This window comes from Cupriavidus sp. 8B, assembly GCF_054589115.1.
Map to the genome: position 1 here is coordinate 1 of NZ_BAAILO010000201.1, position 15049 is coordinate 15049.

General features: G+C 66.0%; 13 protein-coding genes. 10 read left to right on the top strand and 3 right to left on the bottom strand.

Annotated features, from left to right (window positions below; translation table 11 throughout):
* Positions 1-859: 859 nt before the first annotated feature.
* A complete protein-coding gene (locus ACYP5B_RS19530; RefSeq protein WP_400092394.1) occupies positions 860-1798 on the bottom strand; it encodes a LysR family transcriptional regulator in 939 nt (312 codons plus the stop codon).
* 314 nt (positions 1799-2112) lie between these two features.
* On the opposite strand from ACYP5B_RS19530, the gene ACYP5B_RS19535 reads away from it, so the two are divergent.
* Positions 2113-2853: a class I SAM-dependent methyltransferase gene (locus tag ACYP5B_RS19535; protein ID WP_318235636.1), complete on the top strand. Its 741-nt coding sequence runs from the start codon at positions 2113-2115 to the stop codon at positions 2851-2853.
* Between the two features lie 31 nt (positions 2854-2884).
* Here ACYP5B_RS19535 and ACYP5B_RS19540 read toward each other — a convergent pair whose 3' ends face one another.
* Entirely contained in the window at positions 2885-3787 is a 903-nt protein-coding gene (locus ACYP5B_RS19540; RefSeq protein WP_400092212.1) for a dihydrodipicolinate synthase family protein, read from the bottom strand.
* A gap of 84 nt (positions 3788-3871) precedes the next feature.
* The gene (locus ACYP5B_RS19545) at positions 3872-4651 is read right to left on the bottom strand and encodes a LamB/YcsF family protein (protein WP_400092214.1); all 780 of its coding nucleotides are present in this window, start codon (positions 4649-4651) and stop codon (positions 3872-3874) included.
* Positions 4652-4773: 122 nt separating this feature from the next.
* Between ACYP5B_RS19545 and ACYP5B_RS19550 the strand changes: the two genes are divergently transcribed.
* The 9 genes from ACYP5B_RS19550 to ACYP5B_RS19590 all read left to right on the top strand — a co-directional run bounded on the left by ACYP5B_RS19550 (position 4774) and on the right by ACYP5B_RS19590 (position 15040).
* Positions 4774-5823 (top strand): ABC transporter substrate-binding protein, encoded by a 1050-nt coding sequence (locus ACYP5B_RS19550; RefSeq protein ID WP_400092215.1) that lies wholly within the window; start codon positions 4774-4776, stop codon positions 5821-5823.
* 27 nt (positions 5824-5850) lie between these two features.
* Complete coding sequence (locus tag ACYP5B_RS19555; RefSeq protein ID WP_459570828.1) at positions 5851-7557, top strand: ABC transporter permease subunit; 1707 nt, start codon at positions 5851-5853, stop codon at positions 7555-7557.
* A gap of 2 nt (positions 7558-7559) precedes the next feature.
* Complete coding sequence (locus tag ACYP5B_RS19560) at positions 7560-8624, top strand: ABC transporter ATP-binding protein (RefSeq protein WP_400092217.1); 1065 nt, start codon at positions 7560-7562, stop codon at positions 8622-8624.
* Positions 8625-8673: 49 nt separating this feature from the next.
* Positions 8674-9396, top strand: a complete 723-nt coding sequence (locus ACYP5B_RS19565; protein WP_318235630.1) for a GntR family transcriptional regulator — start codon at positions 8674-8676, stop codon at positions 9394-9396.
* 68 nt (positions 9397-9464) lie between these two features.
* Positions 9465-10418 carry a dihydrodipicolinate synthase family protein gene (locus ACYP5B_RS19570; RefSeq protein ID WP_400092219.1) on the top strand — a complete coding sequence of 318 codons (954 nt, stop codon included), beginning with the start codon at positions 9465-9467 and terminating at the stop codon, positions 10416-10418.
* Positions 10419-10434: 16 nt separating this feature from the next.
* On the top strand, positions 10435-11898 hold the full coding sequence (locus ACYP5B_RS19575; protein ID WP_459570829.1) for an N-acyl-D-amino-acid deacylase family protein: 1464 nt from the start codon (positions 10435-10437) through the stop codon (positions 11896-11898).
* 135 nt (positions 11899-12033) lie between these two features.
* Positions 12034-13260 carry a pyridoxal phosphate-dependent aminotransferase gene (locus ACYP5B_RS19580; protein ID WP_459570830.1) on the top strand — a complete coding sequence of 409 codons (1227 nt, stop codon included), beginning with the start codon at positions 12034-12036 and terminating at the stop codon, positions 13258-13260.
* Complete coding sequence (gene pxpB, locus ACYP5B_RS19585) at positions 13257-14039, top strand: 5-oxoprolinase subunit PxpB (RefSeq protein ID WP_459570831.1); 783 nt, start codon at positions 13257-13259, stop codon at positions 14037-14039. The genes ACYP5B_RS19580 and pxpB overlap by 4 nt, the downstream gene beginning before the upstream one ends.
* Positions 14036-15040, top strand: a complete 1005-nt coding sequence (locus ACYP5B_RS19590; RefSeq protein WP_459570833.1) for a 5-oxoprolinase subunit C family protein — start codon at positions 14036-14038, stop codon at positions 15038-15040. The genes pxpB and ACYP5B_RS19590 overlap by 4 nt, the downstream gene beginning before the upstream one ends.
* Positions 15041-15049: the final 9 nt, after the last annotated feature.

The following is a 15049-nucleotide window of genomic DNA, read 5'->3' on the forward strand; positions in this document are numbered from 1 at the left end:
CGGTGTACCTGAACCCGGAGCGAGCGCAGCAAAACGCAGAGAATTACAAGCAAGCAGCGTAACGGCTGAGACGACAACTACCTTGACACACGCCGCTCGTAAAGAAAAGTAACCAAAAGAAAGCGATCCTTGCAGGAGGCTGGCTTGTTGGGGTTACGTAGCCCGGTGGTTTCGTCGTCAGGCCCCGGGTTTTAATTCACTCGTGCCGTTACCGGTTTAGATCACCACGACCCTGCCAATGCCCAGAGATTCGTGGTGGTCCCCCCGGTAGCGGTCACCACTTGCTTCAAGCCGTCTGTCGCTCGCGGTGCGGGCGGCCACGAAGTTGCAGGCGTCCCGTTTTCGTCGTGGGCGCGGTGGCACCGAGGAATAGTTTTGAGGGATTCACCACCGCGCCCACCCCACCACGAAACCATCACGGCGTGATATATCGTGATGCTCCGATCCGGTACCGGCAGAGGGGCGAATGGGCAGGGATGCTGCTACCGGGGGCCTCACCACGAAACCAGCGTCGTTAAAAGGATCGTGGCCATTTAAACCGGTAACGGCACGAGTTAATTAAAACCCGGGGCCTGACGACGAAACCATTGGGATTCCCAATGACGCCACGCCAGCCTCCTGCAAGGATCGCTTTCTTTTGGTTACTTTTCTTTACGAGTAAAGAAAAGTGACATCTCACACGTTCTAAAACGGCAACACCGCCCAGCCGCGACAGCAGCTAGAAGCATCAAAACCCCGCCCACAAGAGACACCCCCGCGTCAGCGGGGCTACAAGCAATACACATCGCACACTTCCCCCAACCTACAATTCCTGCTCCAAGCTCAACAGCCTTCGCGAACGAGTCAGCGGAACGGGACACTAGGGCTTGACGGTGGCCGGCCCGCCCTTCTCACTCATGCCACCCGTTGCAGTCGCCCCGCCCGCGCGCAGCATGTCGATGACGAGCTGCATGGCGGGCGTGGGCGGGCGGCTCTTGCGCAGCACCAGCCCGTAAGGCGCGAGCCGGCCGTGCAAGGCGACCGGCAGCGTGGCGAGCATGTTCAAGTCCTCGTAGTAACGGGCCACCGAAGTGGGCAACACCGCCAGCATGTCGGACTCGCGCAGCACCGACAGCGTGGTGAGGATCGACGAGGTCTCCACGGTGCTCACCGGCGGCGGCACGCGGTTCTCGCGGAAGGTCTGGTCGATGATCTGGCGCATCGGGCTGGGATGCGGCTGGATGATCCACGCGTACTCCGTCAGCGCGGCCAGCTTCAGCTTGCCGCGCTCCGCCGCCGGATGCCCCACGCGGGTGACGATCGACAGCGCCTCTTCCCCCAGCGTCTCGAACGACAACTCCTGCGCCGGCCAGCCGTCGGGAATGCGGCCCAGCACGATATCGATCTGGTCCTGCTGCAGCGCGTGCACCAGCACGTCGCTGGTATCGATCTGCACGATGATGTGCAAGCGCGGATGCGCTTGCTTGAGCTTGACGATCACGTGGGTGAGCAGGTCCGGCGCCGGCGCCATCACCGCGCCCACGCGCACCTTGCCCACGTCGCCGGCCTGGATCGCGACGAGTTCCTCGCGCAGTTCATCCATGTCGGCAAAGACCACCCGGGCGTAACGCATCACCGCCTTGCCCGACACCGTCGGGTCCAGCCCACGCGCGTGGCGCGTAAAAAGCGATACGCCGAGCACGTCTTCCAGTTCCTGCAAGGACTTGGTGGCGGCCGGCTGGGTCAGGGCCAGCCCTTCGGCCGCCTGGCGCAGCGAGGGCGACTCCGATAGCGCCAGCATCAGTTGCAGGTGCCGCATGCGCAGGCGCTTGCGGATGGATGCGCTGGATGGGATGGTCACCGCGATAATCTCCGAGAATAGGCGGATGGCAATATCCGCTTTTTTGCTTATCGCGGATTCTCGCACAGGGCGGGCGGCAGCCAGAACGATTTGCCGCGCCAGGCGCCTGCAGCACTTCCCGCAGCCTGCCGCGCCGGGCCCAAGGCGCGTTCGGGGCTGTTTCGCTGCATTTCAACGCATTTGACGTCAGATTCCGGTCGTGCCGAGGGCATTTCGGGCATACTGGACGACTCCCTCCTATTGCGAAGCCGCCGTTGTGGCTTCCCCCCTCGATGCCCGGCTACCAAACCAAGCAAGAGAGCATCGCCGTGACGGGCGTCGCCGACCTGGTCATTCGCTCGTTGCTGGACAAGCAGCAGTACTCCGATCCCCTCGGCGAGGCCGAACGCATGGGCATTTCTTCCGCCATGTGGCCGCTGTTCGGGCTGCTGTGGCCGTCCGGCGCGCACCTGGCAGCGCGCATGGCGCTGCGGCCGGTGGACGCCACCGAGCGGGTGCTGGAAATCGGCTGCGGGCTGGGGCTGGCCAGCCTGGTGGGGCACCGCCGGGGCGCCGATGTGACCGCCAGCGACTGCCATCCGATGGCCGCCGCCTTCCTTGCGGAGAACGTACGCTTGAATGGCCTGGCGCCGATGAAGTACCGGCACGGGCACTGGAGCGCCGCGGAACATGAGCACGACGCCCCCGAAGGCGCCAGCCTGGCCCCCGCCGACGTCCACGGACACTTCGACCTGATCATCGGCAGCGACCTGCTCTATGAGCGCGACGCCAACGCCAACCTCGCCCACTTTATCGGGCGCCACGCCAGCCCCACGGTCGAGATCTGGATCATCGATCCCGACCGCGGCAACCGGCCCGCCTTCAACCGGCAGATGGCCGAGCAGGGTTTCGCGATGCGCGAGGAAAAACTCGACCGCGTGGCCGCGCCCGGCATCGATGCCTACAAGGGCCGCCTTCTGGTCTACCGCTGGGCCATGGCACTGCCGCCGACGCCTGGCCTGCCCCTGCAGTAGGTCCGCAACGCCCCGCACAAGGTTCCGATAGTCACGCCTCTCGCACACCACTGGCGTCCAGCGCTTCGCGCACGGCTTCAATCCCGTCGGCATCGAGGTCGCGCAGCGGATGCCGCACATGGCCACCGCGCCAGCCGCGCAGATTCATGGCAGCCTTGGTGGACTGAGGCTGGCCCAGTCTGCGGGCGACCTCCCGCATCGGGTACCAGCGGCGGTGCAGGCCGCCGGCGTCCGTGGCGTTGCCAATGCGCACCGCATCGTAGGTAGCCTTGACCAACTCAGGCAGCGCGCAACTGTTGGTCGAGCTGACGCCGTCGAAACCGAGCACCAGGGGCCCAAGCATGACGAGGTCGGAAGCGGCCAGTACGCGAATGCGGCCGCTGACGCGCCCGACAAGCTGATCGACCGTGGTCGGATTGAGATCCCCCTGCTTGAGTGCGACCACTTGCGGCACATCACACAGGCGCTCAATCAGCGGCACTGATAGCGTGATACCGACGCCCGGCGCGTTATAGATCATCACGCCGGTCCTGGACAGCGGTGCCACCTCTTCAAAAAACCCCACGATCTGGTTATCGGTGACTTCCGACACGAACGGCGGCATCAGCATGGGCAATCCGCCCAGTTCGCCAGCCAGCGAGGTCAGCGCCTTCACCACGCGAACGTCGGCATGCGCGGTGCATAGCAGCACGGGCACGCGATCGTTCACCACGTCCATGGCGTGGCGGAAGAGCGCTGCGCGCTCGGCGGTATCCATGGCCGGGAATTCGCCGTAGGTGCCGCCAATCAGGAGGCCGTCGTAGCCCAGGCCCAGCATGCGCTCGATGTTCTCCGTCAGCGCAGGGAAGTCCAGGCTGCCATCCGCCGCGAAGGGCGTCACTGCGATATTGAACAGGCCGCGGGCGCGGGCCAGCGATTCATCTTGAGATTTCATAATGCCTCGGGTCAACCTTGTTACGTTTGCGGTGGGGAAAAGGTAAGCGGGCCGAGCTGGGAATCGGCTGGAATACGAACAGGATCAGAAATCGAGCTGGCTAATCGGGCGAATGCGCACGCCATCGCCTTCCAGCGCAGCGCGCACCGCCCTGGCAATGGCAACCCCCTGCGGATTGTCGCCATGCACGCAGATGGTGTGGACCCGCATGTCGACCTTGCGGCCGCCAACCGTATGAATCGCCTGCTCCCGAACCATCTGCAAGGCACGCGCGGCCGCAACGGCCGGGTCGTGAATGACCGCGCCCGGCTGGTTCCGCGGCAGCGTCAGGCCGTTGTCGCCATAGAGCCGGTCAGCAAAGACCTCGCAGGCCATGCGGATGCCGCCGCGCCGCGCCGCACGCTCGGTTTCATTGTGCGGCGTGCAGACCAGCACGAGATCCCGGTCAAGGGCGCGCATGGCGCCGATGAGTGCGTCGGATAGCTCAGGGCTTTCGAAGGCCATCGTGGCGAGGGCGCCATGGAGCTTGACGTGCGTCACGCGATGGCCCACGGCCTGCGCCATCCCCTGCAGCGCGGCAATCTGGTAGATCAGCATCTTCTCGATGCCGGCGGGACTGTCCCCGACGATCTTGCGCCGGCCAAAACCGTACAGATCGTTAAAGCCAGGGTGCGCACCAACATCGACGCCTCGCGACAGTGCCTGGGCCGCGGTCTGGTGCATGACGACGGGATCGCCGCCATGAAAGCCGCAGGCCACGTTGGCCGACGTGACGATGGCCAGCATGGCGCCGTCGTCCCCTATTTCATAAGGGCCGAAGCTCTCGCCCAGGTCTGAATTCAGATCGACTTCCTGCACTTTCATTCTCCGAAACGCCACTCGGCGCCGCTTGGTATACCACTGGCACGCAAAATGCATGCCATTTGCCGGGCAGCAGAATCCTGATGGCCGCATCCCCAAAATCGGGCGTTTCAACTGGAGAAAGCATGACAAGCAAGTTGCAGAAAATGGTTAGTACCGTGGCGGCTGCCGCGGCCTTGCTGGCAGGTGCAGCCCACGCAGCGGAGCTGAACTTCGCGAGCTGGGGCGGCGCCTACCAGGGCGCGATCCGCGAGGCCTGGTTGAAACCGTTCGCCAAGGACTCCGGGGTCAAGGTAACGGAAGACACCGATCCGCAAGTCGCGAAGATCCGCGCCATGATCGACACCAAGACGGTGAACTGGGATGTGGTGACGGAGAACAGCGCGCGCCTTACGCGCGGCATCAAGCTGGGTGTGTTCGAGAAGATCACGCCCGAGATGGTGGACCAGAAGCACGTGATCCGCGGCGCGCGCAATGACTATGGCGTGCCGTCCGAGATTTTCTCGACCGTGGTGGGCTTTTCGTCCAAGACGTTCCCCACCGGCAAGCCCCAGCCATCCACCTTCGCGGATTTCTGGGACGTGGCGAAATTCCCGGGCAAGCGCACGCTGCAGGACGATCCGGCCACCGTCATCGAGGCCGCGCTGATCGCCGACGGCGTTGCGCCCGCCGACGTCTACAAGGTGCTCGCCACGCCCGCTGGCGTGGACCGCGCCATGAAGCAGATCGAGAAGATCAAGCCAAGCGTCGCCATGTGGTGGAAGAACGGCGCCGAACCGGTCAACGCGCTAGGCAGCGGCGAGGTCGTCATGGCGCTGGGCTGGAACGGCCGCTTCCAGGCCGGCATCGATTCCGGGCTGCCGATCCAGATGGGTTGGGGCAACGCGGTGGCGCAGGTTGGCTACTTCGCCCTGGTCAAGGGTGCGCCTCATCGCGACGAAGCCCTGAAGCTGCTGAACTACATCATCCAGCCGAAGAACCAGGCCGAATTCAGCAAGCACATCGCCTACGGCCCAACCACCGAAGCCGCCCTTGCCCTGATCGACGAGGCCCGAAAGCAGCGCCTGCCTTCCACGCCCGAACGGCTGAAGAGCGCGTTGTTCCTCGATTCCGAGTTCTGGGAAAAGCAGGGGCCGGCCATCGTCGAGCGCTACAACCAGATCCGCGCACGTTGATTCGTACCGCCGCGAGGTAACTGCATCATGACAGGCACCGCCCTTCCCCTTCCTCCTGCCGCGACCGCACCCGCCGCGAGGCAGGCACGCCGCCGCCCGAGCCGCGCGGCGGTGCTCGCTGCCTTGCCGTTGCTGCTCTTCCTGCTGTGCTTCTTTGTCGGGCCCATCGCGGGCCTGCTCAAGGAAGGCTTCTATCAGGACGGCGTGGCCACGCTGGCCAACTACCGCCACCTGATCGACACGCCCATCTACCGGATCGTGCTGGGCAACACGTTCACCATCGCCGCGGCGGTGACGCTGTCCTGCGTGCTGATGAGCTACCCGCTCGCCTACCTGATGGCCAGCGTGCGGCCCAATGTGGCCAGGCTGCTGTTCTTCGCGGTGCTGCTGCCGTTCTGGTCGAGCGCGCTGGTGCGCACCTCTGCCTGGATCGCGCTGCTGGGCAAGAACGGGCCGCTCAACGCCCTCCTGACCGGCAGCGGCATTCTCGACCAGCCGATGGCCTTCCTCTACAACTTCACCGGCGTGATGATCGGCATGACCCATGTGCTGATGCCCTTCGTGGTGCTGCCGCTCTATGCCTCGTTCCGCTCGCTGGACCACACCCTGGTGCAGGCAGCGCAGAGTCTCGGCGCGGGATCGGTGAGCATCTTCAGCCGCGTGGTGCTGCCGCTGACCAGCCCCGGGGTGGTGGCGGGGGGCATCATCGTCTTCATGAATGCGGTGGGCTACTACATCACGCCCTCGCTCATGGGTGGCCCGGCCCAGCGCATGGTGGCCGAGCTGATTTCCTACAACATCACCGAGGAGCTGAACTGGGGCCTGGCCGCGGCGTTGGCCGCCGTGCTGCTGCTCACCGTGCTGGCGTCGCTGTGGCTCTTCAATCGCCTGTTCGGCCTGGACAAGCTGATCGCCGGTTCGGCCGGCAAGGGCAGCAGCACGGCGGGCACGGGGCGCACCCCGGGCGGGCGGCTCGCCGTGGCCGCCGGCATCGCCTGCGCCGTGTTCCTGGTGTTGCCGATCGTCATCGTGATCCCGATGAGCTTCGGCACCACCGATTTCCCGGTGTTCCCGCCGCCGCAGTATGGGCTGCGCTGGTACGCCAGCTTCTTCGACGACGCCAAATGGCTCGATGCCCTCTTGTCGAGCCTGCGCGTGGGCGCGACCGTCACGGTGCTAGCCACCCTGCTTGGCACCGCCGCGGCGCTGGGCGTGCACAAGATGGCGTCGGCACGCAAGGGCTGGCTCGATGCCTTGTTCGTCGTGCCGATGTCGGTGCCGGCGATCATCACCGCGGTGTCGCTCTACTACCTGCTGGCACCGCTGGGCTGGGTGGCCAACTCGCTGGCCATCGTCATCGGCCACACCGTGCTGGCCACGCCCTACGTCTACATCACGGTGCGCGCCGCGCTGCGCAGTTTCGATCCCAGCCTGGAACTGGCGGCGCTGAGCCTGGGCGCCTCGTGGCCGGCCATGTTCCGGCTGGTGATGCTGCCGGCGCTGCTGCCCAGCCTCGTCGGCGGCGCGGTGTTCGCCTTCGTGACCTCGTTTGACGATGTCGTGATGGCGCTGTTCCTCACCACCATCCGTAACCGCACCCTGCCCAAGCTGATGTATGAGGGCCTGGCGCACGATTTCGATCCAACGGTGATCTCCGCGTCCTGCGTGCTGATTGCCGCCACCGCGCTCATCCTGATGGCCAACCAGTTGCTGGGAAAGAAGAAAGGAGCATGACGATGCAAGCCACCCTCTCGCCAACCGCGCCCCCGCCTTTTGCGGCGCCGCCGGTGCTGCAGCTCTCCGAGCGCCCCGAGGCCCAGGGCAAGGACATCTCGGTGCGCGCCGTGCGCAAGTCCTATGGCAGCGCGCTCGCGCTGCCGGATGTCTCGCTATCGGTGGCACGCGGCGAATTCTGTACCCTGCTTGGCGCCTCGGGCTCGGGCAAGACCACGCTGCTGAAGATCATCGCCGGCTTCGAAGCGCCCGACACCGGCAGCGTGCATATCGCCGGCCGCGACGTCACCCACACGCCGATCGCCGAACGCAATATCGGCATGGTGTTCCAGAACTACGCGCTGTTCCCCCATATGTCGGTGTTCGAGAACGTGGCCTTTGCGCTGCGCATGCGACGCCTCAACCACGACGACATCAAGCGGCGCGTCGGCGAAGCGCTCGAACTGGTGAGCCTGCAGGCCCTGGCAGCGCGCCTGCCGCGCGAGCTCTCGGGCGGGCAGCAGCAGCGCGTCGCGCTGGCCCGCGCGCTGGTCTTCATGCCGGACGTGCTGCTGATGGACGAACCGCTTGGCGCGCTTGACAAGAACCTGCGGCAGGCGATCCAGCTGCAGCTCAAGAAGCTGCACCACGACCTCGGCCTGACGGTGGTCTTCGTCACCCACGACCAGGAGGAAGCCATGAACCTGTCGGACCGCATCGTCATCCTGGACCAGGGCCGCATCGTGCAAGCGGGCGCGCCCGCGGCACTGTACCGCTCGCCCGACACGCCGTTCGTCGCGGGCTTCCTCGGCGAATGCAACTTTCTCGAAGAACCCGCCCGCGTGCTCGGCATCAGGCCGGAGAACGTGCGCGTTGGCGCGCAGCTTGGCGCGTCGGACGTACGGCACGAGGGCCGCGTGGTGGCGTCGACCTTCTGCGGGCTGCACTGGAAGGTATTCATCGCCTGGCGGGACACAACCATCGTTGCCTATGCGGCTGCCGGCGTCGCCGGTAGCGATCACGAGCCCGGGCGGCTCGTGGCCTGGGGGTTCAACCCCGGCGACGCCATGGCGTTCGCCACCCAATGAAGGCCGGTGGGCACCAGCAGCGCGACACGATATTCACTACCGCACCAACATGAAAACACTGACAAAGATCGAGACCGACCACGGCGCTACCGCAAGCGAGCCGGAAGACATCGCGCTGATCCCAACCACGCCCGCCGGGGACATCCCGGACCTGGCGGGCGATGCCTACAACACGCTGCTTGAGATGATCCAGCTGGGCCGCCTGCGCACCGAGATGCCGCTGCAGGAGCGCGCGCTGGCGGCAACGCTGGGCATCTCGCGCACGCCGCTGCGCGAAGCCATGAGCCGGCTCATCGGCGGCGGCTTTGCCGTGCGCACGCCGCGCGGGCAGCTCATGATCAAGGAGCCCACCCTGCGCCAGTACCTGGAGATCCTGCAAATGCGGGGCCTGCTGGAAAGCGAAGCAGCCGCCCAGGCCGCGACCCGGATGGACCCCAAGCATGCGCAATACGTCATCGCCCAGGTGGAAGCGCATCTGCTGGCGCGCAACACCACCAAGGACGAGAACCACAGGATCGATAACCTGCTGCACGACACCGTCGCCACGGCCAGCGGCAACCAGATGCTGGCGCAGACGATCCATGACCTGCGCATCAAGGCCAGATGCTTCGACCAGAACGGCGCACCCGAGCGTTTCGAGCCCTGCGCACGCGAGCATATCGCCATCCTGCAGGCCATCGCCGAGCGCAACCCCGATGCGGCGCGCGCCGCCATGAGCCTGCACCTCGCCAACGCACGCGCTGGCCTGGTAGCGCGCCATACAAACTTGTGACTTCGTGTGTCCATCAACGCGTCGATCAATACGTCCATCAACACGTCCATCAACCAGCAGATTCATCCATGACAAGTACATCGCGCATTGACGAAAGCGCAAAGGGCGTCTTCATCATCTCCGCGACCCCCTTCACGGAACAGGGGGCGCTCGACCTGGAGAGCACCGACAGCCTGGTCGATTTCTACCTCGGCAAGAAGGTCTCTGGCATGACCATCCTCGGCATGATGGGCGAAGCGCCCAAGCTGTCGGAGGAGGAGTCCATGATCTTCGTGCGCCGCGTCCTCGAGCGGGTCGATGGCCGGGTGCCGGTGATCGTCGGGGTGAGCCACGCGTCGAATCAGCATGTGGAGCGCCTGGCGAAGACCTCGATGGCACTCGGCGCGGCCGGGGTCATGCTGGCGCCAGTGGCAAACCTCAGGACCGACCACCAGGTCTATGGCTATTACGCCGCCATTGCGCGCCTGCTTGGCCCGGACGTACCGATCTGCCTGCAGGATTTCCCCCAGGCCACCGGCGTCTACACCTCGGTCGACACCGTTCTGCGGATGGTGCGGGAATTCCCGCAGGTGGTGATGTTCAAGCACGAGGAGCTGCCCGGCCTGCGCAAGCTCTCGCAGATCCGTGCCGGGAGCGAGGCGCAAGGCCTGCGACGCATCAGCATCCTGGCCGGCAATGGCGGTCTGTTCCTGCCCCAGGAGATGCTGCGGGGCGCGGACGGCGCGATGACCGGCTTCGCCTACCCTGAGATGCTGGTCCAGGTCTGCGACCTTTTCGCCCAGGGTAAGGCCGCTGAAGCCGAAGACCTGTTCAACCTGTACCTGCCGCTGCTGCGCCATGAGTTCCAGTACGGCATCGGCCTGGCACTGCGCAAGGAAACCCTGCGCCGGCGCGGCGCGATTGCCAGTGCCGCGGTGCGCAAGCCCGGGCCGGTGCTGGATGCAACCGACCTTGCGGAGCTGGAGCGGCTGATTGGCCGCCTGGAAGCGAGTTTGGCGAGCACCGGCCAGGCTGGTCACTGACGCCCGGGGAAACAGCATGACTTTCGACTTCTGCATCAGCGGCGCATCGATCGTGGACGGCAGCGGCAGACCCGCCTTCGTTGGCGACGTTGGCGTAAAGGACGGGAAGATCGCCGCCGTGGGCGAGCTTGCCCACGCCAGCGCGGTGGAACGCATCGATGGCCGTGGCCGGGTTGTCGCGCCGGGCTTCATCGACGTCCATACGCACGACGACCGCGCCCTGCTGATGCCGGGCGCGATGACGGCAAAGCTGTCCCAGGGCGTGACAACCGTCGTCACCGGCAACTGCGGACTCAGCCTGGCGCCTGCGCGGCCGGGAACCGCCATACCGCCTCCGCTGGACCTGATCGCCACGCCGGAATGGCTCCGCTTTCCGGCCTTCGGCGACTACCTCCGCGCCCTGGATGCGAGCGGGACCGCGGTCAACGCCGTCTGCCTTGTGGGCCACCTGACGTTGCGGGCCAGCGTCATGGACAACCTGGAACGCCCGGCCACCCCGGCCGAATGCGATGCCATGCAGCGCCTGCTGGCCGACGCGCTCGATGCAGGTGCCTGGGGCATGTCCACCGGCACCTTCTATCCGCCCGCGCGGCTTGCCACCACCGACGAGATCGTCGCGGTAGGCGAGCCCCTGCGGGCCCATGGCGCGCTCTATGCCACCCATATGCGCAACGAAGCCGAGAAAATCATCGATGCGCTGGATGAAACCTTCGAGATAGGCAGGCGGCTTGGCGTACGCGTACTGATCTCGCACCACAAGCTGGCGGGCATCGCCAATCACGGGCGCTCCGCCGAGACGCTGAAGCACATCGCAGCCGCGATGCAAACGCAGCCGGTATCGCTTGATTGCTACCCCTACAACGCGTCTTCCACCGTACTGCGGCCGGAGTTCGTGGCGCGCGCCGCCGCCGTGATGGTCAGCTGGTCCACGCCGCATCCGGAGCATGCCGGCAGGCTGCTCGCCGATATCGCGCGCGAGATGGGCTGCGACGATGAACAAGCCGCCGCACGCCTGGCACCGGCCGGCGCCGTCTACTTCATGATGGACGAGGCCGACGTGCGCCGCATCCTCGCCTTCCCCAAGGCCATGATCGGCTCGGACGGCATGCCGCACGACGAGCATCCCCACCCGCGCCTGTGGGGGACGTTTCCCCGTGTGCTGGGCCACTACTCGCGCGAGGAACGGCTTTTCCCGCTGGTAACGGCAATCCACAAGATGAGCGGCCTCACCGCCGGCGAGCTCGGCATCGCCGAGCGCGGCCATATCGCCGTCGGCCAGGCGGCCGATCTTGTGCTGTTCGACCCCGACACGGTCGGGGATCGCGCGACCTTCGCCAAGCCGGCCACGCTATCGGCGGGTATCGAGAGCGTCTGGGTCAACGGACGGCTGGCTTTCGCAAAAGGAGAAGTGCGCGACGATCGCGCAGGACGTGTATTGACCAGGACACCCAGGACACCATCACAGGCCGTGCAAGCGTAGCAATCCGTTTGGCACGTGTATTGCTTGCACTCCATTGGCATACCAATGGCACACAAGCCTCATATCAACCACCAACGCAATGCCATGGGCGATCGACCGATGCCCATGGGCGCGTACAGGAAAGCAGCGCAAGCCATGTCTGTTCTTAGCTTAGATACCCGCCTGGCGGCCCGCCTGAGCGCCGCGCGGCCGTCGGCCACGGGTGCGGTTGCCGAAGCCGCCCGCCTCATGGTGGCGCAAGGCCGCGCAGTCATCAGCCTGGCCGAGGGGGAACTCGACTTCGATACGCCCGCGCACATCCGGCAGGCTGCCGTCGCCGGCATCATGGACGGGCATACGCGCTACACAAACGTGGCAGGCACGCCCCAACTCAGGGCCGCGATCGTGCGCAAGTTCGTGCGTGACAATGCCCTGCACTACGACGAGAGCGAGGTCATTGCCGCGACGGGCGCAAAGCAGATTCTCTTCAATGCCTTGCTGGCCACCGTCAACGACGGGGACGAGGCCATTGTCGTGGCGCCCTACTGGGTGTCCTACTCCGAGATGGTGCGCATTGCCGGGGGCACGCCGGTGGTGGTGACGCCGGCGGCCGAAGACGGCTTCAAGCTGACGCCGGACGCACTCGCCGCCGCCATCACGCCCAGGACACGCTGGCTGATGCTGAACTCGCCCTGCAACCCTTCCGGATCGCTCTACTCCGCCGACGAACTGCGTGGGCTGGCGGACGTGCTGCGCGCGCATCCCCGCGTGCTGGTGATGTCCGACGACATCTACGAAAAGATCGTGTTCGAAGGCGAGTTCTTCTCCTTCGCGCAGGCGGCACCGGACATGAAGGCGCGCACGCTCACCATCAATGGCGTCTCCAAGGCGTACGCCATGACGGGGTGGCGGCTGGGCTATGCCGGCGGCCCGCTGTGGCTGGTCAAAGCGCTGGAGATGTTGCAATCCCAAAGCACCAGCAACCCCAGCTCGGTTAGCCAGGCCGCCGCCATCGCCGCGCTCGACGGGCCGCAGGATTTCCTGGAGGAATGGATGGTGCGCCTGCGCTGGCGCCGGGACCTTGCCATCGATCTGCTCTCGGGGGCGGCACCGCTGTTGACCATGCGCACGCCACCCGCGGCCTTCTACCTCTATGCGGATTGCAGCAGGACGATTGGCATGCGCACGCCGGGCGGCAACCTCATCGAAAGCGACCTCGACCTGGCGCGCTACCTGCTGGAGGAAGCGGGTGTCGCGGTCGTGCCTGGCACGGCATTCGGCCTGGCGCCGTACCTGCGGTTTGCCTATGCGGTTTCCGATGACCGGCTGCGCATGGCATGCGAGCAGATCGTCCGGGCCTGCTGCAGGCTGTCCAGGCCATGAAAGCAGCGGACATGGATGCACCGGCGCATACCGGGAGCGCAGCGCAGCCCGGGCCTGCGCACCAGCACCTGCGCGACGGATGGCTCATCGAGCCCGCCGGCGACCGCTGCCTGTTGATCCGCCTCGGCAACCGGGTCGATGCCGAAGTCAGCCAGACCGTGCACGCGGTGACGGCATGGCTGTCCAGCCGCGCCCTGCCCGGGGTCATCGACGTGGTGCCCGCGTTCACCACGGTGGCCGTCCACTACCTGCCCGCGCAGTTGCCACGCGGCAAGGGCTCCGCCTCCCAGTCCCTGAGCGCGGCTATAGACCGGCTCCTGTCACAAGGCGTGCCCAGGATCGCCGGCTCCGGGCGCCTGGTGGAAATTCCCGTGTGCTACGGCGGCGAGTACGGCCCCGACCTGGACGGCGTCGCGCACAAATGCGGCATCTCCACCAGTGAGGTCATCCGCCTGCATACCGCTGCGCCGCTCGTTCTCTATACGTTCTTCTTCGCGCCAGGCACCCCGTTCGCCGGACCGCTGGATCCCAGGCTACAGGTGCCACGGCGCGCAGTACCGCGCACCCGTGTGCCGGCCGGGTCCGTGGCGATCGCCAACGGGATCTCCTCCATCTACCCGACTGAATCCCCCGGCGGCTGGAACCTCATCGGCCGTACGCCCTGGACCTTGTTCGACATCCGCAAGAGCCCGCCGACGCGCCTGCAGATCGGCGACCGCTTGCAATTCATGCCGATCACGCCGCGCGAGTTCGAAGCGCTGCTGGAGCCGCACCAATGAACCATATGCTGGTTGAGAAGCCCGGGGTGTTTTCCCTCCTCCAGGACACGGGGCGCAACGGCTACCAGCGCTATGGCGTACCGGTCAATGGGCCGATGGACGAGTGGGCGCACCGCGTCGCCAATGCCCTGGTAGGCAATGGCGAGGAGGCCGCCACCCTCGAGTGCACGCTGAAGGGGCCCAGCGTCAGCTTCTCCCGCAACACCCTGATCGCCCTGAGCGGCGCGGATATGCGGGTCACCGCGGGCGGCGCGCAGATACCGATGCACTGTGCCGTCATGCTGCGCCACGGCGTACGCCTGGAGTTCGGCGAGCGCAGGTCGGGTGCCCGCTCGTATCTCGCGGTGCGGGGTGGATTCGATGCCCCGCTCGTGCTGGGCAGCCGCAGCACCTACGTGCGCGGCAGCTTCGGCGGCTTCGAAGGCCGCGCGTTGCGCCGCGGCGACCGGGTGCCGGTGGCATCGCCAAGGAGAGAAGTTCTCGAACTCGAACGCATGATGATCCAGAGTGGCATGCCCTTCGTCGCCGCAGCGGCGCCGGACACCACACCACCGTCATCCGCCACGCAGGCGCTGCGCTTCGTACCTGGCCCGCAGTGGCAGTCCTTCACCAGCCAGGCGCGGCGCGACTTCGAATCCGAGTGCTTCCGGGTTTCAGCGCAATCCGACCGCATGGGCTACCGGCTGGAAGGCCCCGAGCTGAGGTTGGAGCAGCCACTGGAAATGATCTCCGAAGTCGTGACCTTCGGCACCGTCCAAGTGCCACCGGGCGGTAGTCCCATCGTGCTGATGGCCGACCGCCAGAGCGCCGGCGGCTATCCGAAGCTGGCCTATGTCGCCAGTGCCGACCTGCCCTCGCTGGCGCAGGCCCTGCCAGGCGATGCGCTGCGCTTCCAGGCCATCACCCAAGCCGAGGCAGAGGCACTCTGCCTGGAAGTCGAAGATCGCTTTGCCCGCGTCAGGGTGCTGGCCGCAAAGGCGCTCGGCCTCCTCGTCCAATAACGCAAGAAG